Raw genomic sequence first — 23,415 nt, 5'->3', positions numbered from 1 at the left:
CCACGCAGGTACAGGGGTTGACGCATCCTTGCCGCAACCTCGACGCAGACGGCTCTCACCTGCGAAGGAGCGGGCTCAACTGTCGTATGCAGCCTGGACGTAGACGGTCCGCGGCGGTTGGTACTCCACCACCGTCACCACCGTGCCGCGTTCGATACGGTCGCTGCCGGTGGCCGGATAGGCGAGGAAGTGCTCGGCGCCGCCGCGCACCCGCACGATCACCTCGCCGACGAGCCCGGGTCCCACCGTGCCGGTGACCCGCCCCATGAGCCCGACCATCGACGCATCGTCCATCGTCGCAGGGTAGGGCCTGCGGCCCCTCAGGCCACCGGGGCGGGAACGGTCTCGCCCTGCTGCGGCGGCCACAGTTCGTGCCAGCGCAGCTCCGCCTCCAACTGTGCGGCCAGCGAGATCAGCAGGGGCTCGCTGTTCGCCGGCCCGAGCAACTGGGCGCCGACGGGCAGACCGTCCACGAACCCGGCCGGGACGTTCACGCCGGGCCAGCCCAGCACGTTCCACGGCCAGGCGTAGGGACAGGCGGCGATCATCGCCCGGTCGGTGGCGAAACCGCCGAGTTCGAGCATCGCGCCGATACGGGGCGGGGGAGCGGCCGTCGTGGGCGCGAGGATCACGTCGTACGACTCGTAGAACGCTCCGATACGACGGTGCAGCACCGCCTCCGCACGCCGGGCCGCCCGCAGCGGGACCCCGCCGAGGAGCCGGCCCAGCCGGGCGGCGTCCCGGGTGCGCCGGTCGAGCAGCGCGGGGAACGGCGCAGCGCTCGCCCACTCGGCGATCCCGACCGTCGCGCGCGGGATGAAGGTGAGCCCGATCTGCCCGTACGGCGGATCGGCCTCCTCGACGAAGTGCCCCAACGCGCTCAGTTTCTCGGCGAGTCGGACGATCCTGGCCCGCACCTCCGGCTGCAGACGGGCGGGCAGTGCGGTGAACGGAGGCTTGAGGGAGAGCGCGATGCGCAGCCGTCCGGGTTCGCGGCCCACGGCCTGCGAGGCGTCGACCGCCGGCGGGCGGTGCGGGTCGAGGTCGTGGTTGCCGGCGGCGGCGTCCAGCAGGAGGGCCGCGTCGGCCACCGTACGGGCGAGGGTGCCGTTGACGGTGATGCCCTGGAAGGACTCGCCGCGCGGCCAGGTGGAGACGCGGCCGCGCTGCGGCTTGATGCCGATCAGGTGCGTCCACGATGCCGGGATCCGCACCGAACCGGCGCCGTCCGAGCCGAGCGCGGCGGGCACCAGACCGGCGGCCACGGCGGCCGCCGAACCACCGGACGAGCCGCCGGGCGTGTGGTCCGAGTGCCACGGGTTGCGGGTCGCGCCGAAGGCCGGCCCCTCGGTGAACGGCCACTGCCCCAGCTCGCAGGTGTTCGTCTTGCCCACGATCACCGCCCCGGCCGCGCGCAGCCGCCGTACCGCCTCACCGTCCTCGGCGACCGGAGGGAACTCGCCGCAACAGCCGAACGCGGTCGGTTCGCCCGCCACGTCCATGTCGTCCTTCACCGCGACCGGCACGCCCAGCAGCGGCCGTCGGCCGCCGGTGGCGAGTTCCGCGTCTGCGGCTTTCGCCTCGGCGAGGGCCGCCTCGGCCCGGACCACCCGGAACGCGTTGAGGGACCCCTGGGTCGCCTCGATCCGCGAGAGCGTCTCCGCGACGAGCGCCTGCGACGTCACCTCCCCGTCGGCCAGCGCACGGGCGGACTCGGCGAGGCCTACGGCACGGTCGGGTGTCATACGGGCACCTCCGGGACGACGTTGTCTACCGAACAGTAACCTCCGCGGCCCGCCGGTGGAACGACTTGGGAAACGGGGGAGTCCGATTGGGGGAGCGCTGAAGGAGCACAGGTTTCCCACAGGCCTCTTCCGCTTCGTGCGCGAAGGATTGACGCGGCCTGGTCCCACCCCTACCGTCTGATCGCCTCACCGAACTGAGTTCGATATGTCGAACATGGTCAGCATCTCGTGAGCATCCTGAGCCGCGTAACCCCCGCATCCCCCGAACCCCCTGAACGTCATGGAGAGCCGCCGTGACCCCACCGCCCCCCGGACCGTCCCGCCGTACCCTGCTGCGCGCGATGGCCGTCCTGCCTGCCTCGGCCCTCGTCCTGGGTGAAGCGCCCGGACTGCTCGGTACCGCCCTGGCCGCCGCCCCGCCCAGCGGCTCCGCCACCCGGTACACGATCGTCCCGTTCCTGAACAGCAACGACGGGACCGTGAACGTCTATCAGTCGGACGACGCCACCGACTTCCGCCTGGCGAAGGCCTCCGCGTACACCCCGCCGAGCAACCGCATCCGCGACGCGAGCATCTTCAAGCACACCAACGGCTACTACTACGTCACCTACACGACCCACACCTGGCAGGACACCAGCACCACCATCGGCTTCGCCCGCAGCACCGACCGGGTCAACTGGACGTTCCTGTACGACCACACGGTCCCGATCGCGGGCCTCTCCCGTGCGTGGGCGCCGGAGTGGTTCGTCGACAGCGACGGCAGCGTGCACGTCATCGTGTCCTGCTCGACCACCAACGACGAGTGGATCTTCACGCCGTATCTGCTGAAGGCAACGAACTCCGCGCTGACGGCATGGAGTTCACCCGTGGCACTGTCCGGCATCGGCGCGAACCACATCGACACGTTCATCGTGAAGCTCGGCTCGACCTACCACGCCTTCACGAAGAACGAGACGACGAAGTACATCGAGTACGCCACGGCGTCCAGCCCCGCCGGCCCGTACACGATCTCCCGCACCGGCGACTGGGCGGGCTGGGGCAGCTACCGCGAGGGCCCTGCGCTCGTCCAGCTCGACAACGGCGGCTGGCGGCTCTTCTTCGACGGCTACGGCGACGGCACGTACTACTACAGCGACAGTTACGACACCTTCGCGACCTGGTCCACCCCGGCCGCCCTGCCCGCCGTATCCGGAACCGCCCGCCACTTCACCGTCATCAAGGAGACCGTCACGGGCGGCCCGACCCTGGCGAAGAACGTCACCCGTTCCTTCCAGTCGGCCAACTACACCACCCGCTACTGGCAGGCACAGTCCTCCCAGCTCAACCTCCCGGTGGTCAGCGGGACCAGCACCACCGCCGAGAAGCAGGCATCGACCTTCACGGTGGTGCCAGGCCTCGCCGACGCGAACGGCTGCTCCTTCCGCGACTCATCCGGCAAGTACCTCCGCCACTGGGACTTCCGCGCCCGCTTCGACACCGACGACGGCACGTCGACGTTCGCGAGGGACGCCACGTTCGTCGCCCGCACGGGCACAACGAGCGGCTCGCTCCGCTTCGAGTCGTACAACTACCCCGGGTACTACCTGCGGCACTATGGCTATCAGCTGCGGGTGGAACGGGGGGACGGGACGGATCTGTTCCGGCAGGACAGTTCGTTCGTGGCGGTGACTGCCTGGGCCTGAGCTGCGGCCCTTGCTGAGCTGGGCAATTGTGGTAGCGGCACGTAGACACTCAGCCGGTGCTGTGCGGTCCGGCGGCGCACGGCAGGTGCGCCGCCGGACCTGGCGGGGCTGTCAGTAGCCCCTCGCCCACCACTGCAGGGAGTCGGAACTCGCCGAGCACTCATCCACGGTGACTCTGCCCTCGTCGCTGGGCGTTCCGTCTGCCGCCCTGGGGGCGGTGAGGCAGAGGTGGGTCGCCTCGTTGCGGATCAGTGTCGACGAAGAATGTACCGGGTCGGCGGCTGTCCCCGCCGTGGTCGCGGTGGCCCGCGCCATCACCCGTGCCATGAACACCGAAACCGGCAGCGGGCCGTCGCGTACCGCGGCACCGGCGCATCAGGGGGCCCACCGCCTCAGGTGACCCCTCTACTGCCAGAGCCCTGAAGCGCACGAAGTCAGTGATCTGGAGTGTCAGTCCCGGGCATGGCGCCGACGTCACCTTCGGATCAGGTTCTCGACTGACAGCAGTGGGCCGGCGAGCACGCCGCGCAATTCCAGCGGTGCCGGCCGGCCTCAGCGGAACGCGGCGACATTGCGGGCGGCCCAGTCGGCGAACGGGCGTGGGGCGCGGCCGAGGACCCGCTGGACATCCGGGCTGACGCGCAGCTCGGCCGGGCTCGGGGAACCGAGGATGTCCAGGGTGTCCTCGGCGAGTTCGGCCGGCATGCTCTGGGCCATGGCGGCCTTGGCCTCGTCGCGGGTGAGGGCGTGAAACCGCACGGGTGATCCCAGCGCGGCGGCGATGGCCTCCGCCTGCCGGCGCGGCGTGATCACCTCCGGGCCGGTCAGCTCGTACACGCCGCCGGTGTGCCGGTCATCCAGCAGGCAGGCCGCCGCGACCTCGGCGATGTCCGCCGGATCGATGATCGGCACCCCGACATCGCCGAAGGGTGCGGCGACGACCCGCCGCGCCCGGACGGACTCGGCCCACCACAGGGCGTTGGAGGCGAATCCGCCCGGCCGCAGGACGGCCCACTCCAGACCGGACTCCCGCAGCGATTCCTCCACCGCGCGCATCGCGATCCGCGTCGGGCCGAAGGGCCTGGTCGCCACGCCCTGCGTGGAGAGCAGAACGATCCGGCGCACCCCGCCGGCCGCGGCTTCGCCGATGATGAAGGCCGGGCTGGCTCCGGCGGCGTGCAGGTCGCCGGACAGCAGCAGGAACAGCCCTTTCGCCCCGGCCAGCGCGGGCTCAAGGCTGCCCGGCTCGGCCAGGTCGGCCGCCACGTGACGGACGCCGTCCGGTACCGCCGCCGCGTGCCGTGACACCGCCGTCACCTGCTGGCCCGCCTCGGCCAGCGCCCGCGTCAACGGCCGGCCCACGTTCCCGGTAGCCCCGGTCACCACGATCATGATCAGCTCCTTGTTCGATGCCCTTCGGTGGCCTTCACGCTAGGAGCAGGGCTAACTTTTGGTAAGGACATACCCCGAGGTAAGCTCACCACGTGACAGGAAGCGCGCAGCACACACAGGCCGAGGCGGGGGAGCGGTATGACGTGTTTCACACTGACTGCCCCGCGCGCGATGTCGTCGACCACGTGACCAGCAGGTGGGGCGTCTGGGTGCTGATCTCCTTGCGGACCAACGACCTTCGGTTCTACGAGCTGCGCGAGAGCATCCAGGGCATCAGCGAGAAGATGCTCGCCCAGACCCTGCGCGCGCTGGTCCAGGACGGCCTGGTCTGGCGGGAGGTCGAGCCGACGACTCCGCCCCAAGTCACCTACGGGCTGACCGAGTTCGGCCGGGACGTCGGCGAGCCGCTGACCGAGCTGTTCGACCGGATCACACGGCGGCTGACGCCGCCCAACGCGGGATAGCGAGGTAGCGGCCGACCGAGAAAGCGAGCAGCCGCCCCCGAATCGCCCCAGCCCCTCCCGCAGAAGCCGGACCGCGAGCTCGCCGCAGCCTCACGGCGATGCTCGCCGAGCCCGCAAGGTCAGGCAGCGTCCATGCCGGCAGATCGACCAACTCCACGCAGCGCTCCTGAACCCCTTTGCCGCGACCGACGTCGCTGGGCTCCAGAACGCACCGGCAATGCCGGACATGCCTATGCAGCAGCGCACATCTAAGCGACTGTGAGCACGATCTTGCCTCGGATGTGTCCTCGGGCGGCGCGTTCATGTGCCGCCCGGGCGTCCGCGAGCGGGAACGTGCTGTCGAGCGCTACACGCACCGTGCCCGCGTCAAGCAAGCGACCCAGTTCGGCGAGCTGCGCGCCGTTCGATCGGACCTGGGTGGCCGTGACCGTGATACCCAGCTCCGCGTTCTCCTCGTCGTCGAACTCGCCGAAGTACACCGGATAGAGGGACCCGCCGCGCTTGATGGTGCGCAGGAAGCGCCTGCTGTCGGGGCCCCCGACGGCGTCCAGGACGAGATCGATGTCACGGGCGACTTCCTCGGGCCGTTCCTTGGTGTAGTCGATGAACTCGTCGGCGCCGAGCTCGCGCAGGAACGTCTCGTGGGTGCTGGAGGCCACGGCGATGACGCGGGCCCCCTTCGACTTGGCCACCTGAAGAGCGAGGTGCCCCACCCCGCCGGCAGCTCCGTTGATGAGCACCGTGGTCTCGCTGCCGAGTGCCATCGGGCTGTGCTGGGCCTCCTGGAACGGCGAGGGGTGGTCGTGCCCGAGCTCGATCAAGAACTGCCACGCCGTCAACCCGGACATGGGCAGGCCGGCGGCGTGCGCGTGGTCGACCGAAGCCGGCTTGTGGGCGAGGTCGGTTGCCGGGGCGGTGACGTACTCGGCGTACGCGCTGCCTTGGAGGGTGGTGGGGAAGCGCACGAGGCCGATCACCTCGTCTCCGATCTCGAAGCTCTTGGTGTCAGGGCCCAGGGCTTCTACGACGCCCGAGACGTCGGTCCCCGGAATCAGGGGCAGATGGAACGGAGGCTTGAGCTCGGGAGGTACGTCGGGCATTCCCTCACGCGCGTACCAGTCGGGAGGGTTGATGCCGGCCGCGTGCACGCGGACGAGTACCTCACCCGGCCCCGGTTCGGGAATCGGCGCCTCCTCATAACGCAGAACTTCAGGGGTGCCGAACTCGTGCAGCCGGATCGCCCTCATCGTGCGTGTCGCCATCGTTTTTCTCCTGCCCTGCCGCGGGATACGGTTATCCGGATCGGCGATCCACATAAGTGGATCACTGATCCGAATATATGGACCACTGATCCGGATAGTCAAGGGGAGGACACATGCGGGCCGACGCCAGAAAGAACCGCGACCACCTGCTGGCAGTAGCGGGCACCGCCATCGCCGAGCACGGTGTCGACGTGTCCCTGCGCGACATCGCGCGCAGGGCCGATGTCGGGCTCGCGACCCTGCTGCGGCACTTCCCCACGCGCGAAGCGCTGCTTGATGCCCTGCTGCGCACGAGCTTCGACGAACTGACGGCCAAGGCAGGCGAGCTCGAGGCGTCGAGTCCACCCGAGGACGCTCTCGTTTCGTGGCTACGCGACTGCGTCGCGTGGACAACCGAGTACCGAGGCGCGACCGTGCTGATGGCAGCCGCCATCGAGGACCCCGAATCCGCACTCCACGCATCGTGCGTCACCCTGCGCGCAGCCGGTGCGCGCCTCCTCACCCGTGCCCAGGCCGCGGACATGGCGCGCAGCGATATCGATGGCGCCGATCTGTTCGCCCTGGTAGCAATGCTCGCTTGGCTCGGCGATCAACCCTCGCTCGCACCACGCGCCGACCACCTCTTCGGTGTCGTCGCAAGCGCGATTCTGACGAGCGCAGAGAGCAGCACACCCATGGGGGACGCCGCCCCCCGGGCCCACAGCTGAAATCGTCGCGCACGCGGACCAGCAGACTCGGCCGCCCGCGTGGGTAGCTCGATCCGCGCATGCGGGGTTGTCCTCACCGGGGTGGGCGGGCGGGCCGAGGCCAAGTCGTTCTCGCCTGGGTGGGAGCGACCAGTCCCACCCCCAGTAGGCGAGTTCTTACGAGAAACTGACGCGGCAACCGAACTCCCCCGTCACATCAGCCCCATGGATAACTCTGGTGGCGTTTCATCCACGAGAGTTCGGAGGAAGTTCATGGGGCGCAACGCACGAAAACGAACGAAGACCACGAGCGGCAAGGTCATTGCCGCCCTGGCGGCCCTCACGCTCGGCGGGGGCGGGCTGGTGGTCGTGAACGTGTATGCCTCCGCCCATGAGACGTCCGGCGGTAACACCGTCAAACGGTCGTCTCAGGGCGGAGCGGGCGGAGCAGGTGAGGCCGGGGCCCCGCAGGCCTCGACCATCGACTGCCCCGACGTCGGCAATCGGCTCGAGCAGACCCCGGCCGCGGCCAGGGCGCAGGTCGACAAGGAACTCGCCCTGCTGGACAGCCAGATCTCCGAGGCGTACCAGAAGCTGCGGAGTTCGTCCGGGGCGATACAGCAGGACAGCGGCTTCGCGAGCAATGCCGTCCTCGGCCCCCTCAAGGACAAGCGGGCCGCGACGATCGAGCGGATCGCTGCCGCCATCGACAGGGTGGGGGACCGGCCGCAGGGTCTTGACTCGCTGGCCGCCTGTACGGTGCGCGGTTCCGGCAGCGGCCAGGAGCAGGAGCAGGAGCAGGGCGAGGGCGAGCCCGGCGTCGGTGGACAGGAAGGCAACGGTCCCGTCGCCGCCGACTTCGTCGACATCACCAAGGTCCGGCCCAATGCGTCAGCACCCCGCAAGTCGCGCGCCGCGTCGAGGGGAACCTTCACCACCCAGTGCGGTGTGAACGAGAACAAGCTGTACAACTCCGACAACGTCATCGTCGCGCCCGGTGTGGACAACGGTGCTCACCACACCCACGACTACGTCGGCAACCAGGCCAACGACGCGTTCGCCGACAACCAGGACTTCGCGAACGGCAAGACGACCTGCCGGAACCAGGGCGACAAGTCGTCGTACTACTGGCCGGTCCTGCGGCTGCAGGACGGCACCGAGGAGTTCGACGCCCGGCAACAGGGCGGCGGCGCCGAGGGCAACACCGGCAGGATCCTCACCGCGTCGCAGGTGACCCTGGACTACGTGGGGAACGCGAGGGGCAAGGTCGTGGCCATGCCCAAGTTCCTGCGGATCATCACCGGTGACGCCAAGGCGTTCACCAACGGCACCGCGAACGCCAACGCGGCGTGGAGCTGCACCGGCTTCGAGAACCGTCAGCTGACGGACAAGTACCCGATCTGCCCCGAGGGCAGCAGCCTGGTCCGGACGTCGAAGTTCCAGAGCTGCTGGGACGGCCGGAACGTCGACAGCGCCAACCACCGCACCCACGTCGCCTACGCCGATCCGCGGACGGGCGCCTGTCCGAGCGGCTTCCGGGCCATCCCGCAGCTCGTGCAGCGCCTGGTCTACGACGTGAACGCGCCCAGCCTGAACGACAACGGCCGCTCCAGCCCGTTCTACGCGGTGGACGGCTTCCCCGAGCAGATGCACAAGCCGGTCACGGACCACGGCGACTTCGTCAACGTCTTCGACGAGCGCCAGATGAACAAGATGGTCCGGTGCATCAACAGCGCCCGCCAGTGCCGGTGAGGCGGGCGACGGCCCGTCAGGTGCCGGGTGAAGGGCGGTTCCAGGTGCGGAGCTTGTCGGGGTTGAGGGTGCCCCACACCTGGACGACGTGAGGGCCGGCGACGTCGAGGCTGATGACGGCGGCCACCTGGGGGCCGTATCGCACCAGCAGACCGGTCCGTCCGTTGACGGGGTGGGGGTGCAAGGTGGTCCGTGGATGGCGGGCCAGCAGGGTCAGCAGGGTGCGGGCCACGTGGGTGTTGCCGTGCACCGGATGGATCAGGGTCCGCACCTTGCCGCCCCCGTCGAAGAAGGCCGTGGCGTCGGCCGCGAGGAGGGACGTCAGGAGTGCCTCGTCGTGCGTCACGCAGGCAAGATGCACCGCACGTGCCACCGTGTCGTGCTGCCGGGCCGACGTGGGAAGCGCGCGCCGAGCACGCAGACTGTGCCGGGCCCGGTCGGCCGCTTCGGCGCTCTGGGGTTCGGCAGCAAGCGGTCCGGTACGGCGCACGAGGCCCGCGACCGCGCCGGCCCAGTCCTGTTCGGGCTGGGCCGGCCACGTCAGGCAGATTCTCCCGGCGACGCTCGCCAGCCACGAGCGCGGCGCCGTGATCCGCGCCCGCGTCGGCTCCGGCAGCTCGAACCACCGTCGGTAGGTCTCCTCGATGACGTGCTCCGCCGCACGGCTGCTGCCGAGCATCCAGTACGCGACATCCAGCAGATGCCGCCGTTCGTCGAGCAACTCCGCGATCGGGATCGCGTCATCCGTACCCGCCATACGGCACCTCCTGGGCAGGGGCCACGTAGCAGGAGCAGGACCTACTGCTGCTTCGCGAGCCAGTCGGACAGCCGGGTCCCGGCGATCTGCGCGTCCGGACCGGGCAGGAGCGTGGTCTCCTCCAACTCGGCGCCGGAGTACGGGGCGTGCTGGTCGGTGACGACCGTGCGGGGGTCCTTCTGGGCGGCGAGCGTCTCGCGGATGAGCTCGTCGAGCCGGAACACGTCGGGCCCCGCGATCTCCACCGTGCCGTTGACCGGATCGCCGACCGCGGTACGGCCGACGGCCGCCGCCACGTCGTCGGAGTACATCGGCTGGAACTTGGCGGGGGCCAGCCGCACCGTGTCGCCCTCGGTCGAGATGTCCGCGATCCCCTTGATGAACTCGAAGAACTGGGTGGCGTGGACGAGGGAGTAGGGCATGCCGGATGCCTTGATCAGCTCTTCCTGGGCCTGCTTGGCGCGGAAGTACCCGCTCTCCTGGAGGCGGTCGGTGCCGACCACGGACAGCGCGACGTGGTGCGTCACGCCGGCCTCGGCCTCCGCATTGAGCAGGTTGGTGGTGGAGGTGCGGAAGAAGGTCATGACGGCGTCGTCCTCCCACGAAGGGGAGTTGGACACGTCGACCACGACCGACGCGTCCTTCAGGACCTCGGCGAGGCCCTCGCCCGTCAGCGTGTTGACGCCGGTGTTGGGCGCGGCCGCGACCGCCTCGTGCCCGTGCTCCTCCAGTTTGCCGACGAGCTTCGAACCGATGAGCCCGGTTCCACCGATCACTACGACCTTCATGGCGGTTTCCTCTCGGAGAGATTTCTGGTCTGCACTTGAAGTGACAGGACAGGGGCCCTACTTGTGACAACAGCCCGCACAGCCGCTCATTCGGCGAGCTTGCCGTCGGTGGAGACCTCCTCCATCAGTGAGGAGATCTCGTCGGGAACGCTCGGAATGCTCTCGCGGGTGACACCGGCCGTCGGGGACCACACGAGATTGACCTGCAGAGCGGGGTCCAGGTCGGGGTGGTCGCTGCGGTTGTGACAGCCGCGGGTCTCGCGACGCTCCAGCGCCGCTTCGAGGGTGGCCCTCGCCGCCAGGGCGGCGGACTTGAGATCGAAGGCGTGGGCGAGGTCCTGATAGCCGGCGATGTCCGGGTGTACGCCGACGTCCGCCATCCGCTTCTCGATCACCGCGAGCTCCGCCAGCCCCGCACGCAGGCCCTCCTCATCGCGTACGACCCCGGCGTGCTCGGTCATGGTGTTGCGGATGGCGCGTTGCAGGGCACGTACGTTCTCCGGCCCGTCCGCCGCGAGCAGGCCGTCGACCTCTGCGCGGGCCTCGGCGACGGCCGACGCCGACCGGCGCTGTGCGGTCAGGGACTGCGAGTAGGCGGCGGCCGCCCGGCCCGTGATACGGCCGAAGACCAGCAGCTCGATCAGGCTGTTGCCGCCGAGGCGGTTGGCGCCGTGCAGCCCGCTCGACGCCTCACCGATGGCGAACAGGCCCCGTACATCGGTGCTGTGGTCCTCGGGACGCACCCACACGCCGCCCATCGAGTAGTGCGCGGTGGGCGCGATCTCGATGGGTTCGCGGGTGATGTCCAGCATCTGCAGGTCGAGCATCGTCTGGTAGACGCGGGGAAGTCGCGTCATGATCGTCTGCCGGGGCAGATGGGAGACGTCGAGCCACACACCTCCCTTGGGGGTGCCCCGGCCTTCCTTGATCTCCGTGTAGGAAGCCAGGGCCACGCGGTCGCGGGTGGACAGCTCCATCCGGTCGGGGTCGTAGCGGGCCATGAACCGTTCCCCGAGGGCGTTGCGCAGGATCCCGCCCTCGCCCCGGGCGGCCTCGCTGACCAGGGTGCCTGCCGCGTTCTCCGGTTCGATGATGCCGGAGGGATGGAACTGGACCAGCTCCGGATCGCGCAGGCGGGCCCCGGCCTCAACGGCCAGGCGGAAGGAGTCCCCCGTGTTCTCGTCGCGTCGCGAGGAGGTACGCCGCCAGATCCGGGTGTGGCCGCCGGCGGCGAGGATGACGGCGTCGGCGTGGATCACGCAACGCCGTCCGGTCGCGAGGTCGAAGCCGTAGGCACCGAAGACGGCACCGTCGTGCACCAGGAGCCGGGTGATGTAGAAGCCGTCGAGCACGGGGATCTGGAGCTGCTCGGCGCGGCGGACGAGGGTGCGCTGGATCTCCAGACCGGTGTAGTCGCCGGCGAAGGCGGTGCGCCGGAACTTGTGCGCGCCGAAGAACCGCTGCGAGATACGGCCGTCCTCCTCCCGGGCGAAGGCCATGCCGAAGCGTTCCAGGTCGTCGATGCCCCGGCCGGCGCCCTGGGTGACGATCTCCACGGTGCGGGGGTCGGCGAGCAGATAGCTCTCCTTGATCGTGTCCGCCGCGTGCTGTTGCCAGCTGTCCTCTGGATCCATGGTGGCCAGTGCCGCGTTGATGCCTCCGGCGGCGAGTGCCGTATGGGCGTCCTCCTTGGGGCGCTTGCCTACCGCGAGGACGTCGACACCGGCCTCGGCCAGCTCGATCGCCGCGCGCAGGCCCGCACCTCCGGTGCCGATCACCAGCACCATGGTGGACAGACGTTGTTCGGTGACTGCCACGGTCTTCTCCGATCAGGGGGCGTCACCCACTACGACCGACCAGGGGTCGGATCTGTGACAGCACCCGGTAGGAGCGTTCTCAGCCGGTCAGCGAAGCCACGTAGGGGGCCAGCTTGGCCGGATTCATGACCCACATGATGCGTTCGATGCCCCGCGCCGACACGTCGACGCAGAGCAGCGCCATCGGGTTGCCGTCGGCCGAGACGACGAGGACGGCCGGCCTGCCGTTGGCCTCGACCCAGCGCACGTCCGTCGAGGGCCAGAACCGTGGGGCGAAGGCGGCGAGGTACTTGGAGACGTGATCGAACCCGACGACCGGGATCCTGGACGCCCCGCGCATTCCGCCACCGTCGGCGTAACTGACCACGTCCTGCGTGAGGACCTCCTCCAGCACCGACAGACTGCCTGTCTGGGCCGCGGCGAGGAACGCCTCCAGCAGGCGCCGGTGATCGGTGGAGCTGACCGGCTCCCTGCGCTCCGCCGCCAGGTGTTTCCTCGCGCGGCTCACCAGCTGGCGGGTATTGGCCTCGCCGGCCTCCAGGATGTCCGCGATCTGCTTGTAGGGGTAGGCGAAGGCCTCCCGCAGCACGTAGGCGGCCCGTTCCACGGGGTTGAGCTTCTCGAGGAGCAGCAGCACCGCCATGTCGAGTGCCTCGGCCCGCTCCGCACCCACTTGCGGATCCGCTCGGGTGTCGACCGGCTCCGGAAGCCAGGGTCCGACGTACGACTCACGCCGCATCCTCGCGGACTGGGCGAGGTTGATCGCCAGCCGGGTCGTGACGGTCGTCAGGAACGCCGTCGGTTCCTTGATGTCGGTGCGGTCGGTCTTCTGCCACCGCAGCCACGCCTCCTGGACGATGTCCTCGGCCTCCACCGTGCTGCCGAGCACGCGGTAGGCGATGCCGAAGAGCTGGGGGCGCGCTGCCATGAACTGCTGTGCGGCCTGGTCGAGGGGGCTGCGTCATCCTCGGCGGGCATGGAGTCCTCCAGTCCTGGACGACCAGGCTACAAGCGGGCATCCCGGGCGCGCGCCGCCGGGAGCCACCTTCCCCGGACGTCCGTCAGAGCTGCCCGAGCCCGGCCGCGATCCGCGAACGGGGCGGTCGGCGGGGCCGTGGCAGGCGTTGGTAGCGTCGGACACGTGCCGTGTCCGCCGGTGCGGCGCGTCGATCGACCGAGAGAGATGTGATGGCCCCGACGATCCGCAGGGCTGTGATCCCCGCCGCGGGACTCGGCTCCCGACTGCTGCCCCTGACGAAGGCGACACCGAAGGAGATGCTCCCGGTCGGCGACAAGCCGGTCATCGAGCACACGGTGCGTGAGCTGGTGGATTCCGGCATCACCGACATCACCATCGTGGTCTCCGGCGGCAAGAGCCTCATCCAGGACCACTTCCGCCCCAACCCCGCCCTCGTCGAGCAGCTGCGCCAGGACGGCAAGACGGCGTACGCCGACGCGGTGGAGGAGGTCGCCGAGCTGGCCCGCCAGGGCCACATCACCTACCTCGACCAGTACGGCCCGTACGGCAACGGCACCCCGGTGCTGAACGCCGCCCGCTCCTTCGGCGACGAGCCCGTGCTGGTGCTGTGGCCCGACGACGTCTTCGTGGCCGAGGTCCCCCGCGCCCAGCAGCTGATCCGGGCCTACGAGCAGACCGGCTGCCCGGTGCTGGCCCTCCTGCCGATGGACCCCACCGAGTCCCAGCGCTACGGCGTGCCCATCGTCAAGGAGGACCTCGGGGACGGCCAGCTGCGCATCACCGGGCTGGTCGAGAAGCCCGAGCCCGCCGCCGCGCCTTCGTCCTACGCGGCGATCGGCGGCTACGTCGTCACCCCCGGCATCATCGACGAACTGCGCGAGCAGACCCGCCGCTGGTACGAGCACCGGAGCGGCGAGGTCTATCTGACCGACGCCATCAACGCCTACGCCGCCACCCGCGCGGTGTACGGCCAGGTCATCAAAGGCCGCTGGTACGACACCGGCAACCCGGCCGACTACCTGGTCGCCCAGATGGCCTCCGCCCTCGCTCACCCGGAGTACGGCCCCCTGCTGCGTGGCCTGGCCTCCGGGCTCGACGCCGACGGTGCCGCCGCCCGCCGCACGGAGACCGACAGCTGATCCGCCGACACGGGGCCTCATGACACGGAGCGTCATGACATGGGGCCTCATGACATGGGGCGGTCCGTCGCCGCCTTCGCCCAGTGCCGGGCGCGGATGAGTGCGATCACGGTGTCGGCCGTGCGGTCGAGGTGGCTGCGGCCGTCGGGCAGCTGAGCCGTCGGGCTGATGTAGCTGCGCGGACCGAGGTGGGTGGCCGGATCGAGCCGGTGCACGGTGATCTTCCCGGCGCGGCGGGCGCGGTTCCATCCGCTGCCGCGCAACAGCCGCCGGCGCTGCGGGAACATCCAGGTGCCGACCCGCTCGATCCGGTCGTAGGCGCTGGTGAGTTGATGCAGGTGCTCGGCCCTGGTGAGGTCGTTGGCGCCGTTGTGGAACCCTCCGAGAGTGATCAGCAGGAGCGGGCAGCGCAGCCGGGTGTGCAGTTCGTCGACCGCTCCGGTGGCGACCTGGGCGCCGCCGCTGTAGCTGAGCAGCACCACGGGGATGCCGCTGCCGGGCTCGTAGCCGGCGAGCCGTAGCTGCGTGGCGATCTGGGAGCCGACGGCCCGGTTGTACAGGGGGCGGTACCGGTGGTCGGCGGCGACGAAGACCTGCATGACGTTGTGCAGGAACAGCAGCAGCCCGATGCGGCGGCGCAGCCACGCCCACACCGGCCGGTCGGCGAGCGGGTCGGCCAGCGGCGAGTAGGGCTGCACCTGCCCCAGCACGCGCAGCTCCGGAGCTGCGGCGAGCACGGCCTTGACCAGCTGACCGCCGTCCCGGGTGTCGCGCACGCGGCGCTTCCCGATGCCGTCCAGGTAGACCAGGTAGGCCTCCGGGGGCCGGTCGGCGGCCGCACCCCGGGCATAGGGCACGCCCTCGGGGAGCTCGCTGGTGGGGACCCGGAAGCCAGCGCTGTAGACGAGCACCTCGTAGCGGGCCAGCAGTCCTTCGGCCAGCAGGACGGGTCCGAGCACGCAGGCCCAGAACAGGAAGTCGTTCATGCAACAGGCTCCGGTGTCCGGGGCGCACTGATCCGTACGACCAGACGCCGAACGGCCTCCACAGCGACACCGAGTCCGGCCCCGGCGAGGGCCACGCAGCCGGCGGCGCCCCACCAGCCGAGCCCGGTCGCCTGCGCCAGCGGCCTGGCCAGCCCGGCGCCGACCCCTACGAAGAGCAGCAGGTGCAGCAGGGGCCCGAGCAGGGGGAACGCGAGCACGGCCGACAGCATCAGCGGCGCGACCAGGCCCGGTGTCCAGCCCATCCCGTCGCCCGGCGGTGGAGAGGACACCAACAGCTCGGCCAGGGTCCACGCGGTCAGCGGCCACAGCGCGAACACGGCGGCCTCGACGAGGCCGGCAGCAGGCAGCAACCCGGCCACGAGCAGCCGCGGCATGCCCGGCCGGCGGGCCAGCAGCGGCAGGATGCGCCCGGCGGCCTCGGACAGCCCGGCGAACAGCAGCAGGACGACGACAGCGGACATCGCTCAACCTCGCTGTGACGGGTCGGCGGGGACCGGCCGGCGTACCGAGCCGGCGGTATGCAGGTACCGCTCCAGTTCGTCGGCGGCCCGCCGATATCCGCCGGCGTCGTGCTGGGCGGCCTTGAGGGTCGTCGCGGCTGCCCGGAACGCGGGCTCGTGCAGCAGACGTCGGGCGAGGGCACGCACCGAGCCCTTGGCGACGTCCTGGGTACGCAGCGACAGGCCCGCGCCGAGCCCTGCGACGCGACGGGCGATCATCGGCTGGTCGGCGCCCTGCGGGACCACCAGCATCGGGACCCCCGCGTACATGGCTTCGTTGACGCTGTTCATGCCGCCGTGGGTGACGAACAGCGCCGCCCGCGCCAGCACCTCCGGCTGCGGCACGAAACGCCGGGGAGCACGTTGGCCGGCAACGGGCCCAGTGCGTCGGGATCGGTCTGCCCGGTGGAGACGATCACGGTGCCGCCCAGCGGGGCGAGTGCGGTGGCGAACGTGCGCAGCAGCTTCGGGTCGGCGTCGAACACCGTGCCGAGGGAGGCGTACAGCACCGGGTCCTGGAGCCGGTCGGCCTTGAACGACGGGTCGACCGGGCGGGCGCCGATGCTCGGGCCGACGAACCGGTAGGACTGGTCGAAGTGCTCGACGGCGGGCTGGAACGCCGGTGAGGTGTAGACCAGGTTCAGCGGCTGACGGATGTTCAGCAGGTCGAGCGGCGGCATCCCGCGCGCGTCGAAGCGGCGGTGCAGCTCCCGGCGGGAACGCAGGTAGCCCCGCACGCTGCGGGGCTGCTTCCGTGCCGCTGCCAACAGCTGCCACGACCCGCGGGTGGGGCTGGGGACCTGCCGGTTGAAGGCGAACGTGGTGAACGACGAGGCCGCCGGTACGTCGAGTTCACGTGCGGCCACCGCGCCCCACAGACAGGAACTGTCGTGGACGATCAGGTCGGGCCGGTCGCGGCGCAGGTCGTCGAGGACGGCGGGCAGCAGCCGGACGGTGGTGCCCGCGAGGGACTCCAGCAGCGTGACCGGGGTCGGCGGATCGGGAAGCGGCAGTTCGCCTCCGGGGTAGCGGCGCACGGTCGCGCCGGTGGCCTCGATCTCCGCACGGAACGCGGGTGAGGTGTGGTAGGTGACGGTGTGGCCGCGCCGGACGAGTTCGGCCACGACCGGCAGTGTCGGGTTGACGTGCCCGTGCATGCCGATGTTGAGGAACGCGATGGTGCTCACCGGCCGGCCTCCACCAGGGAAGAAGTCGATGTCCCGGCCGGACCGGCGGCCACCGTGGTGCACGGGGCCGCCAACTCCTCGATCCGGGACGGCAGTTCAGCCCCCGTCATGACCGGTCAGCCGAACTGGCCGGGCTGGTAGTCCCCGGCGGGCTGCTGGTTGATGACGTTGATGCGGTTGTAGGCGTTGATGACCCCGAGGAGGGAGATCAGGGCGACGAGCTGGTCCTCGTCGAAGTGCTTGGCGGCGTTTGTCCACGCCTCGTCGGAGACGCCACCCGCGGCATCGGCGATGCGGGTGCCCTGCTCCGTCACTTCCAGGGCGGCGCGCTCGGCCTCCGTGAAGACCGTCGCCTCCCGCCAGACCGCGACCAGGTGGAGCCGCTGCGCGGCCTCGCCGGCGTGGGCGGCATCCTTGATGTGCATGTCCGTGCAGAAGCCGCAGCCGTTGATCTGGCTTGCGCGGATCTTCACCAGTTCCTGGACCGTGGCAGGCAGGGTCGAGTCCGACACCACCTTGCCGGCCGAGTTGATGTGCTTGAGGACCTTGCCTGCCAGGGCGTTGCCGAAGTAGTCGAGACGCGATTCCACGGGATCTCCTTGCCTTGTAGTGGGGTACGCCCTCCTGACCGGAGTAACCCGGAAGATGTGACAGGAGGAGGTGTGTGAGCTGCGTCTCACCCTCCGTGAGGCTCAACTGCCCGCCGCGACAAGGGTGTTCGGGGCGCGGTCGGTGCGCATGGTGGAAATGTTGAAGAAGGTACTTATGTTGCCTCTTGGGAAAAGATGCGCGCTATGTGACTGTATGGTGCTCTGGGTCATGGAGGCTATGGCTGACCCCAGAGGAGATGGTGATATGCCTTCCGTTGACAAGGCGATCGAAGAGATCACGGGTGTCCGGACCGACCTGGAAGCGGCACTTGACCCTGCCGAGCCCGACGGCGTCTTCCGCGACAGCCGTGAGTGCGCCGCCCTGGCGCTGCTCTCCGCAGACACCAAGCTGCTGCTGTCCCCGCCGACCCCTCGCCCCAAGAAGGGCTGAGCGGACGAACGGGAGTAGCTGAATGCACCAGTCAGGCACTTCGGCCCTCTTGCAGGGCGCTGTGCAGGACATCGCGTCCGACGTGGTCTCCGCCCTCCGGGGGGGAGACCACGTGCGCATGTCCGGCACAGCGGCGGTCGACGACCCCGAGGGACAGTTCGCCCTCGCGGCCGTACGCGTGGTGGGAGCAGACCTGCTGCTGCCGCACGTACTCTTCCCGACTCCGCCCGCCTCGGACCTACTTACCGTGTTCCGGCAGACAGTGGAGGCCTTCCCGCCGCGTGCCGACGCGGCACCCACCGTCCGATGGAGTCACTGGGCGATGCGCCGCACCCTGCTGCGCCTCGACACACCTCTGACAGGCGCATCCGCCGGGGACGGGGACACAGAACCCGACGCCGCATGGCTCGACGCGGCGACCTGGCAGGTGCTGACGCACCAACTCGCAGTCCTGGCCCCTCTCGCGGTGCCCGGCGAGGACTGTGCCGTGGTCCGCGCGGCCCGGGGCCGCCCGGTCGACCTGGCCCGCGGCTTCGTACGCGCGGTGCGCCGCAGGGACTGGCAGCAGGCCGCCGGGGCGGGACGCTGGCTGACCCTGATCGAGGGCGTACCGGACACGCTCGGCCTCGAAGCGGGCCTCGACTTCGTGGAACTGATGGGCGGCTCCGACCCCCGGGTGGCCCTCCAGGTCCAGGCGGCACGGGTCATGCGGGCGGCCGGAGCACTCGTATGACCGCTACGGCCGCCGTGACCGCCATGGATGTCGGTGCGATCCGGGACGTCGGAGCCGCCGCCTTCGCCTGGCTGTCCGCCCACCGCGAGGACTTCGCGCTGGGCGAGGACGCGCTCACCGCCGACGGCCAGGTCGACGCCACCTGGAAACCGCTCGGGGAACTCGCCCAGACCTGTGCGAGCGTGCGCTCGCACACCCCGGCGTGGGACCCGTTGCACGCGTACGCCGCGGACCTGCTGCGGTTCGCCTGGCAGCAGACCGGCCGGGGCGAACTGTTCCTCCGCCTCCAGCGGTGGGAGCCCTTCGCCACCTATCCGCTGGAGGTCTACTCCGTCTTCGCCGCGGCCGGGCTGCGGCATGCCGGGTACGAGGCAGCCGCAGCCACGACGGCCCGCACCCGCGGCTGGCGGCTCACCGAGCAGGAGCCGACCCGCCGGCTCGGCGTCCTCAAGGCCGAACGGCGCAGTGGCATCGACCGGCCGGAGCAGGCCGAGCCGGTGCTGCGGAGCACCTGGCTGGGCGGGCTGGCGGAGCCATGGACGTTCGAGCGCTCCTCGGGGTACGCGCTCACCCACGTCGTCTTCCACCTCACCGACTGGGGCCGCCTCCCCGCCGGCGTCCCCGCCGACCTGGCGGCCTACCTGGCCCACTGGCTGCCGCCCTGGCTCGACACCTGCCTGGACGCCGGAATGTGGGACCTGAGCTGCGAGTTGCTGGTCGTCGCCGCGAGCCTCCCGTGCCCGCCCGACCCGGCGACACTCGAGCACGCCTGGACCCGGATCGCGCGGGCGCAGTACGACTCGGGCGCCCTGCCGCAGCAGGCCTCTCAGAGTGAAGGGGGAGCGGATCCGGAGCCGGACTTCCTGCGCTGCTACCACTCCACGCTGATGGCCGCGTTCGCGGCGGCGCAGACAGTCAAGTGCCTGAGCGGCGAGGCCCCGCACGCGGAAGGCGTGCGGAACCGGTACGGGGGACAAGGAGTGCCCGGATGACCGACACCCGTCTGATGCACACCGTCGGCGCACGCGCCCTGGAGTGGCTCTGGGCCCATCGCGACGGCTTCCGCCTGGAGCCCGACGTCGACCCCGAAGTGGGCTTCCTGGAGCGCTTCAAACCGGTCGGCGAACTGGCACTGATCTGCCGGGTGCTGTTCCGCGAAGGCGTGGCCGGCTCGCGCCAGGCCGAACTGGCGCGCAAGCTCCTCGACCACACCTGGCGGCACACCCTGGACGGCGGGCGCATGCTGGTACGCGGCCAGCGCATCGAACCGCTCTCGCCGATCCCGTTCGAGGTGTACCTGCCGTACAAGGAACTCGGGTACAGCGAGCCCGAGGTGGAGCGTGCGACCGTCCTCTACCAGCGGCTCAACAGCTGGTCGGCCCTCGAACTGGACCCGACCCGACGCCTCGGACTGTCCGCGTTCCAGCGCCGCTTCGGCCTGACGCCCCGGATGCCCGAGGCGGACATCGTCGGCTCCACGTGGCTGGGCAGCAGGCCCGAGCCCTGGACGGTCAGCGGGCACATCGCCTACGACCTCACCCACACGGTGTTCCACCTCACCGACTGGGGAGCGAACCCCGACGGCCTGCCGCCGGACATCGCCGACTACCTCGCCATGTGGCTGCCGGCCTGGATCGACGACTGGCTGGACCTCAAGCGCTGGGACCTGCTCGGCGAACTTCTCGTCGTCGACGCCTGCCTGCCGCGCCCCACCCTGGACGAACGGGGCTGGGAGGGCTTCGCCGCCGCGCAGCAGGCCGACGGCGCCATGCCAGCCGTACGGGACATGCCCGAGGGCGAGCCGGACGAACTGTTCGACATGATCTACCACCCGACGCTGGTCGCCGCCTTCGCCTCCGTGCTGGCCACCTCCCGCGCCCTGTCCGAGCTGACGCACGCCACCTCATGACCGGCCGGTCCACGCCCTGGCCGGGCCTCGCCGACGACGTGGACCAGCCCGGCGTGGACGGCGGTCCCGGCGACGACGACACCCTGCGCGAGCGCCTGGAGAGCGCCGCCGATGCCGTCGACGCACCCGACGTCGTCTTCGCGGTGTCCCGGCACGGCCGTCGCACGGTGCACTGCGCCGGGACGGCCCCGCCCCCGCCGGTCCCCCGGCAGGACCTGCGCTACGAGATCGGTTCGGCCTCGAAGACGTTCACCGGCCTGCTGCTGGCCCAGCTCGTCCGGCGAGGCCTGTTGACCGGGGGCGAACCGGCCGCCGCCTGCCTGGACCCCGGCCGGCGGACCGGCGCGGACCCGGTGACGCTGGCCCACCTCATCACGCACACCGCCGGGCTGCCCGCCCTGCCGGCCGACTTCTACCGCCGGGCGCTGCCCGCCTGGCGCACCAATCCCTACGGCCGCTATCCGGCCCAGCGGGTCACGGACGCCTTCCTGCGGTACCGCCCACGGCACCGGCCCGGCACCCGGTGGCACTACTCCAACTTCGGCGTCGCCGTGCTCGGTCACGCCCTCGCGGCGGTGTCCGGTACGGCGTGGGAGGAACTGCTCGCCACGCACGTACTGCGTCCCCTCGGTCTGAGCGGCACGGCCCTGCGGGCGGAGGACCCGAAGACCGACGCCGTCGGGCACGGCAAGGACGGGAGCACCCCCACCCTCGCCTTCGACGCGGGCGGCTTCGAGGCGGCAGGTGCCGTCCGCGCCACTCCGCACGACCTGCTCACATTCCTGGAGGCGCACCTCGACCCGGCCGGTTTCCCGCCGGCCGACGCGCTGCGGGCGGTGCGCACGCCCGTGCTGCGGCGCGGCCTGGGCCGCCGGCACGTGCACACGGTGGCGTGGTTCCGGCACCCCACCGACGGCGGGCCGATGTACTTCCACAGCGGGGCCACCCTCGGCCAGCAGGCCTTCCTGGGCTTCCGGCCCGACACGGGAACGGCCCTGGCCGCGGTGTGCACCCGCCGCTTCCGCGCCCACGACCCCTTCGTCACCACCGCGTACGGGTTCCTGGCGGAGGAGTAGCGGGGGAGTGGCTGGGGCGGCGGGGACGGGGGAGCGGACGGTGCGGGGACAGCGCCCCGCACCGGAAGCCGTACGACTCCTTGGACCGCCTACATCTTCTGCCACAGGGCCGGAGTGGCCACCGGCGACCACCTGCCCTGGGCCTGGTGGGTCTGCAGGCACTGGTAGCGCACACCCGCGTGGGTCACCGTGGAGCCGGCCTCGTAGACGCGGCCCGCGGCCCAGGTGTCGGCCGCCCCGTTGTCCTTCGGAGCGGGAACGCCCTTCTGGGCGGACGCGGTCTTCAGGACGAGGCCGAAGTCGCTGAGGATCGGGTTGATCGGCTGGTAGAAGGTGGTCCCGCCGGACGTGCAGTTGCCCGAGCCGCCCGAGGTCACGCCCTGTGCCTGGGAGCCTGAGAGGTACGGGCCGCCGGAGTCGCCCGGCTCCGCGCACACGGTCGTCTCGGTCACGCCGTCGACGGTGCCCTCGGAGTAGCTGACGCTCGTGTCGTGCTGCTCGATGGTGCCGCAGTGCCATCCGGTGGTGGAGCCGGAGCGGCAGATCGACGCCCCGACGAGCGCCTGGACCGAGCCGGTGACCTGCGTCCGCTGGCCGCCCTCGCCCTTGACGTCGGCCGTGGCCGTCCAGTCGCTGTTCACGGCGACCCAGGACATGTCCTTGCCGGGGAACGTGGAGGACTGGAACGTGCCCTGCTCGGACATGTCGGAGCCGGTGGTCTCGTCCTGCGGGCTGCCGCAGTGGCCCGCCGAGGCGAAGCCCTGCTGGGTGCCCTTGGTGACGGAGAACCCGATGGAGCAGCGGGCGGAGCCGTTGATGTAGTAGGCCTCGCCGCCGACGACGTCCGCGAAGAGCCGCGGCCGGTGCTCCGACAGGCGCACGCCGACGCCCTTGCCCCGGACACCCGCGGACTTGATGAAGGCGGTCGCGGCCGACCTCTTGGTCGCCTGCACGACGACCCGGTTCGTCGGCACGTCGACATACCAGACCGGTGTGTCGCGCGTCTTGACCCGGGCGGAGGCGGTGTCCAGCTTCTTCTTGACGGCTCGCAGCTCGCTCAGTGGCCGCTTGACGACCGCGGCCTTCGCGCCCTGCGCCTGGATGGCGGCCACGTCGCCGGCGTGTGTGGTGGCGACGGTGAGCTCGGCCGCGGTCGCCCCCCGCAGCCAGGCCCCCGCGAAGCGCTCGCCCAGGGAGTTGCGGAGGCGACCTGCGCGAACGCCCGCCTCCGCCTCGTTGACCAGCCGCTCGGCCGCCTGCCCCGGCTTCAGCTTCAGGTCACGCTCCAGGGCCCGCAACAGCGCGGCCGGCGGCCGGTCGGCGCCGAGCGTCAGCGCCGCGGTGGACGCGGGCACCGCGGGGGCGGCTCGGCCGCCGCGGCCGAGGTGGCGCCGGTGAGCGCGAGGGCACCGAGAGCGGTGAGAGCGACGCGGCGACCCGCCGCGGTATGTCTGCCGAGCATGCGTTGTACCTCCATCGAGTACAGGTGGGGTTACGAC

Annotated in this window: 22 protein-coding genes and 2 pseudogenes; 10 read left to right on the top strand and 14 right to left on the bottom strand. The window is 70.8% G+C overall.

Annotation, left to right across the window (positions count from 1 at the left end; translation table 11 throughout):
- Window positions 1-75 precede the first annotated feature (75 nt).
- On the bottom strand, window positions 76-294 hold the full coding sequence (locus tag OHO27_RS04570) for a hypothetical protein (RefSeq protein WP_328420522.1): 219 nt from the start codon (window positions 292-294) through the stop codon (window positions 76-78).
- 26 nt (window positions 295-320) lie between these two features.
- Entirely contained in the window at window positions 321-1,745 is a 1,425-nt protein-coding gene (locus OHO27_RS04565) for an amidase (protein ID WP_328420520.1), read from the bottom strand.
- Window positions 1,746-2,038: 293 nt separating this feature from the next.
- On the opposite strand from OHO27_RS04565, the gene OHO27_RS04560 reads away from it, so the two are divergent.
- Window positions 2,039-3,427: a glycoside hydrolase family 43 protein gene (locus OHO27_RS04560; protein ID WP_328420519.1), complete on the top strand. Its 1,389-nt coding sequence runs from the start codon at window positions 2,039-2,041 to the stop codon at window positions 3,425-3,427.
- Between the two features lie 552 nt (window positions 3,428-3,979).
- Here the strand turns inward: OHO27_RS04560 and OHO27_RS04555 are convergent.
- Window positions 3,980-4,819 carry an SDR family oxidoreductase gene (locus OHO27_RS04555; RefSeq protein WP_328420518.1) on the bottom strand — a complete coding sequence of 280 codons (840 nt, stop codon included), beginning with the start codon at window positions 4,817-4,819 and terminating at the stop codon, window positions 3,980-3,982.
- Between the two features lie 92 nt (window positions 4,820-4,911).
- Here OHO27_RS04555 and OHO27_RS04550 point away from each other — a divergent pair, with 92 nt between their 5' ends.
- Complete coding sequence (locus OHO27_RS04550) at window positions 4,912-5,283, top strand: winged helix-turn-helix transcriptional regulator (RefSeq protein WP_328420517.1); 372 nt, start codon at window positions 4,912-4,914, stop codon at window positions 5,281-5,283.
- A 248-nt stretch (window positions 5,284-5,531) separates the two neighbouring features.
- On the opposite strand, the gene OHO27_RS04545 is transcribed toward OHO27_RS04550, so the two are convergent.
- The gene (locus OHO27_RS04545) at window positions 5,532-6,545 is read right to left on the bottom strand and encodes an NADP-dependent oxidoreductase (protein WP_328420516.1); all 1,014 of its coding nucleotides are present in this window, start codon (window positions 6,543-6,545) and stop codon (window positions 5,532-5,534) included.
- Window positions 6,546-6,658: 113 nt separating this feature from the next.
- On the opposite strand from OHO27_RS04545, the gene OHO27_RS04540 reads away from it, so the two are divergent.
- On the top strand, window positions 6,659-7,252 hold the full coding sequence (locus OHO27_RS04540) for a TetR/AcrR family transcriptional regulator (RefSeq protein ID WP_328420515.1): 594 nt from the start codon (window positions 6,659-6,661) through the stop codon (window positions 7,250-7,252).
- Window positions 7,253-7,504: 252 nt separating this feature from the next.
- Complete coding sequence (locus tag OHO27_RS04535) at window positions 7,505-8,983, top strand: DUF1996 domain-containing protein (RefSeq protein WP_328420514.1); 1,479 nt, start codon at window positions 7,505-7,507, stop codon at window positions 8,981-8,983.
- A gap of 16 nt (window positions 8,984-8,999) precedes the next feature.
- Here OHO27_RS04535 and OHO27_RS04530 read toward each other — a convergent pair whose 3' ends face one another.
- The 4 genes and pseudogenes from OHO27_RS04530 to OHO27_RS04515 all read right to left on the bottom strand — a co-directional run.
- Complete coding sequence (locus OHO27_RS04530) at window positions 9,000-9,740, bottom strand: RNA polymerase subunit sigma (protein ID WP_328420513.1); 741 nt, start codon at window positions 9,738-9,740, stop codon at window positions 9,000-9,002.
- 41 nt (window positions 9,741-9,781) lie between these two features.
- On the bottom strand, window positions 9,782-10,528 hold the full coding sequence (locus tag OHO27_RS04525) for an SDR family oxidoreductase (protein ID WP_328420512.1): 747 nt from the start codon (window positions 10,526-10,528) through the stop codon (window positions 9,782-9,784).
- An 86-nt stretch (window positions 10,529-10,614) separates the two neighbouring features.
- Window positions 10,615-12,315 carry an L-aspartate oxidase gene (locus OHO27_RS04520; RefSeq protein WP_328430344.1) on the bottom strand — a complete coding sequence of 567 codons (1,701 nt, stop codon included), beginning with the start codon at window positions 12,313-12,315 and terminating at the stop codon, window positions 10,615-10,617.
- Window positions 12,316-12,424: 109 nt separating this feature from the next.
- Window positions 12,425-13,297: pseudogene (locus OHO27_RS04515) on the bottom strand (RNA polymerase sigma-70 factor); the annotation flags it as partial.
- Window positions 13,298-13,533: 236 nt separating this feature from the next.
- On the opposite strand from OHO27_RS04515, the gene OHO27_RS04510 reads away from it, so the two are divergent.
- Window positions 13,534-14,463: a UTP--glucose-1-phosphate uridylyltransferase gene (locus OHO27_RS04510; protein WP_328420510.1), complete on the top strand. Its 930-nt coding sequence runs from the start codon at window positions 13,534-13,536 to the stop codon at window positions 14,461-14,463.
- 47 nt (window positions 14,464-14,510) lie between these two features.
- Here OHO27_RS04510 and OHO27_RS04505 read toward each other — a convergent pair whose 3' ends face one another.
- The 5 genes from OHO27_RS04505 to OHO27_RS04485 form a co-directional block, all read right to left on the bottom strand.
- Window positions 14,511-15,449 (bottom strand): hypothetical protein, encoded by a 939-nt coding sequence (locus OHO27_RS04505; protein ID WP_328420508.1) that lies wholly within the window; start codon window positions 15,447-15,449, stop codon window positions 14,511-14,513.
- A complete protein-coding gene (locus tag OHO27_RS04500; protein WP_328420506.1) occupies window positions 15,446-15,931 on the bottom strand; it encodes a hypothetical protein in 486 nt (161 codons plus the stop codon). The genes OHO27_RS04505 and OHO27_RS04500 overlap by 4 nt, the downstream gene beginning before the upstream one ends.
- Window positions 15,932-15,934: 3 nt before the next feature.
- Complete coding sequence (locus OHO27_RS04495; protein ID WP_328420504.1) at window positions 15,935-16,261, bottom strand: nucleotide disphospho-sugar-binding domain-containing protein; 327 nt, start codon at window positions 16,259-16,261, stop codon at window positions 15,935-15,937.
- A complete protein-coding gene (locus OHO27_RS04490; protein ID WP_328420503.1) occupies window positions 16,258-17,157 on the bottom strand; it encodes a macrolide family glycosyltransferase in 900 nt (299 codons plus the stop codon). Before OHO27_RS04490 ends, OHO27_RS04495 begins: the two co-directional genes overlap by 4 nt.
- A 116-nt stretch (window positions 17,158-17,273) precedes the next feature.
- Window positions 17,274-17,747 (bottom strand): carboxymuconolactone decarboxylase family protein, encoded by a 474-nt coding sequence (locus OHO27_RS04485; protein ID WP_328420502.1) that lies wholly within the window; start codon window positions 17,745-17,747, stop codon window positions 17,274-17,276.
- A 265-nt stretch (window positions 17,748-18,012) separates the two neighbouring features.
- Between OHO27_RS04485 and OHO27_RS04480 the strand changes: the two genes are divergently transcribed.
- From OHO27_RS04480 to OHO27_RS04460, 5 genes are read left to right on the top strand one after another with little or no spacing between them, the layout of a single operon-like run.
- Window positions 18,013-18,198 carry a hypothetical protein gene (locus tag OHO27_RS04480; protein WP_328420501.1) on the top strand — a complete coding sequence of 62 codons (186 nt, stop codon included), beginning with the start codon at window positions 18,013-18,015 and terminating at the stop codon, window positions 18,196-18,198.
- Window positions 18,199-18,220: 22 nt separating this feature from the next.
- Window positions 18,221-18,931 carry a hypothetical protein gene (locus OHO27_RS04475; RefSeq protein ID WP_328420500.1) on the top strand — a complete coding sequence of 237 codons (711 nt, stop codon included), beginning with the start codon at window positions 18,221-18,223 and terminating at the stop codon, window positions 18,929-18,931.
- Window positions 18,928-19,923: a DUF6895 family protein gene (locus OHO27_RS04470; protein ID WP_328420499.1), complete on the top strand. Its 996-nt coding sequence runs from the start codon at window positions 18,928-18,930 to the stop codon at window positions 19,921-19,923. Before OHO27_RS04475 ends, OHO27_RS04470 begins: the two co-directional genes overlap by 4 nt.
- Entirely contained in the window at window positions 19,920-20,840 is a 921-nt protein-coding gene (locus OHO27_RS04465; protein WP_328420498.1) for a DUF6895 family protein, read from the top strand. The genes OHO27_RS04470 and OHO27_RS04465 overlap by 4 nt, the downstream gene beginning before the upstream one ends.
- Window positions 20,837-21,916, top strand: coding sequence for a serine hydrolase domain-containing protein (locus OHO27_RS04460; RefSeq protein ID WP_328420497.1), 1,080 nt, complete (start codon window positions 20,837-20,839; stop codon window positions 21,914-21,916). Before OHO27_RS04465 ends, OHO27_RS04460 begins: the two co-directional genes overlap by 4 nt.
- 89 nt (window positions 21,917-22,005) lie before the next feature.
- Here OHO27_RS04460 and OHO27_RS04455 read toward each other — a convergent pair.
- Window positions 22,006-23,378, bottom strand: a pseudogene (locus tag OHO27_RS04455) (alpha-lytic protease prodomain-containing protein).
- Window positions 23,379-23,415 lie beyond the last annotated feature (37 nt).

Source organism: Streptomyces sp. NBC_00443 (genome assembly GCF_036014175.1).
Classification (GTDB): Bacteria; Actinomycetota; Actinomycetes; order Streptomycetales; family Streptomycetaceae; genus Streptomyces.
This window is presented reverse-complemented; position numbering and strand designations above follow the sequence as displayed.

Coding starts and splice junctions, on each gene's coding strand:
- OHO27_RS04545 (WP_328420516.1), bottom strand. CDS start 6,545: ATGGCGACACGCACGATGAGGGCGATCCGGCTGCACGAGTTCGGCACC.
- OHO27_RS04525 (WP_328420512.1), bottom strand. CDS start 10,528: ATGAAGGTCGTAGTGATCGGTGGAACCGGGCTCATCGGTTCGAAGCTC.
- OHO27_RS04520 (WP_328430344.1), bottom strand. CDS start 12,315: ATGGTGCTGGTGATCGGCACCGGAGGTGCGGGCCTGCGCGCGGCGATC.
- OHO27_RS04495 (WP_328420504.1), bottom strand. CDS start 16,261: ATGAACAGCGTCAACGAAGCCATGTACGCGGGGGTCCCGATGCTGGTG.
- OHO27_RS04475 (WP_328420500.1), top strand. CDS start 18,221: ATGCACCAGTCAGGCACTTCGGCCCTCTTGCAGGGCGCTGTGCAGGAC.
- OHO27_RS04535 (WP_328420514.1), top strand. CDS start 7,505: ATGGGGCGCAACGCACGAAAACGAACGAAGACCACGAGCGGCAAGGTC.
- OHO27_RS04510 (WP_328420510.1), top strand. CDS start 13,534: ATGGCCCCGACGATCCGCAGGGCTGTGATCCCCGCCGCGGGACTCGGC.
- OHO27_RS04565 (WP_328420520.1), bottom strand. CDS start 1,745: ATGACACCCGACCGTGCCGTAGGCCTCGCCGAGTCCGCCCGTGCGCTG.
- OHO27_RS04500 (WP_328420506.1), bottom strand. CDS start 15,931: ATGTCCGCTGTCGTCGTCCTGCTGCTGTTCGCCGGGCTGTCCGAGGCC.
- OHO27_RS04570 (WP_328420522.1), bottom strand. CDS start 294: ATGGACGATGCGTCGATGGTCGGGCTCATGGGGCGGGTCACCGGCACG.
- OHO27_RS04540 (WP_328420515.1), top strand. CDS start 6,659: ATGCGGGCCGACGCCAGAAAGAACCGCGACCACCTGCTGGCAGTAGCG.
- OHO27_RS04460 (WP_328420497.1), top strand. CDS start 20,837: ATGACCGGCCGGTCCACGCCCTGGCCGGGCCTCGCCGACGACGTGGAC.
- OHO27_RS04530 (WP_328420513.1), bottom strand. CDS start 9,740: ATGGCGGGTACGGATGACGCGATCCCGATCGCGGAGTTGCTCGACGAA.
- OHO27_RS04505 (WP_328420508.1), bottom strand. CDS start 15,449: ATGAACGACTTCCTGTTCTGGGCCTGCGTGCTCGGACCCGTCCTGCTG.
- OHO27_RS04465 (WP_328420498.1), top strand. CDS start 19,920: ATGACCGACACCCGTCTGATGCACACCGTCGGCGCACGCGCCCTGGAG.
- OHO27_RS04480 (WP_328420501.1), top strand. CDS start 18,013: ATGCCTTCCGTTGACAAGGCGATCGAAGAGATCACGGGTGTCCGGACC.
- OHO27_RS04470 (WP_328420499.1), top strand. CDS start 18,928: ATGACCGCTACGGCCGCCGTGACCGCCATGGATGTCGGTGCGATCCGG.
- OHO27_RS04555 (WP_328420518.1), bottom strand. CDS start 4,819: ATGATCGTGGTGACCGGGGCTACCGGGAACGTGGGCCGGCCGTTGACG.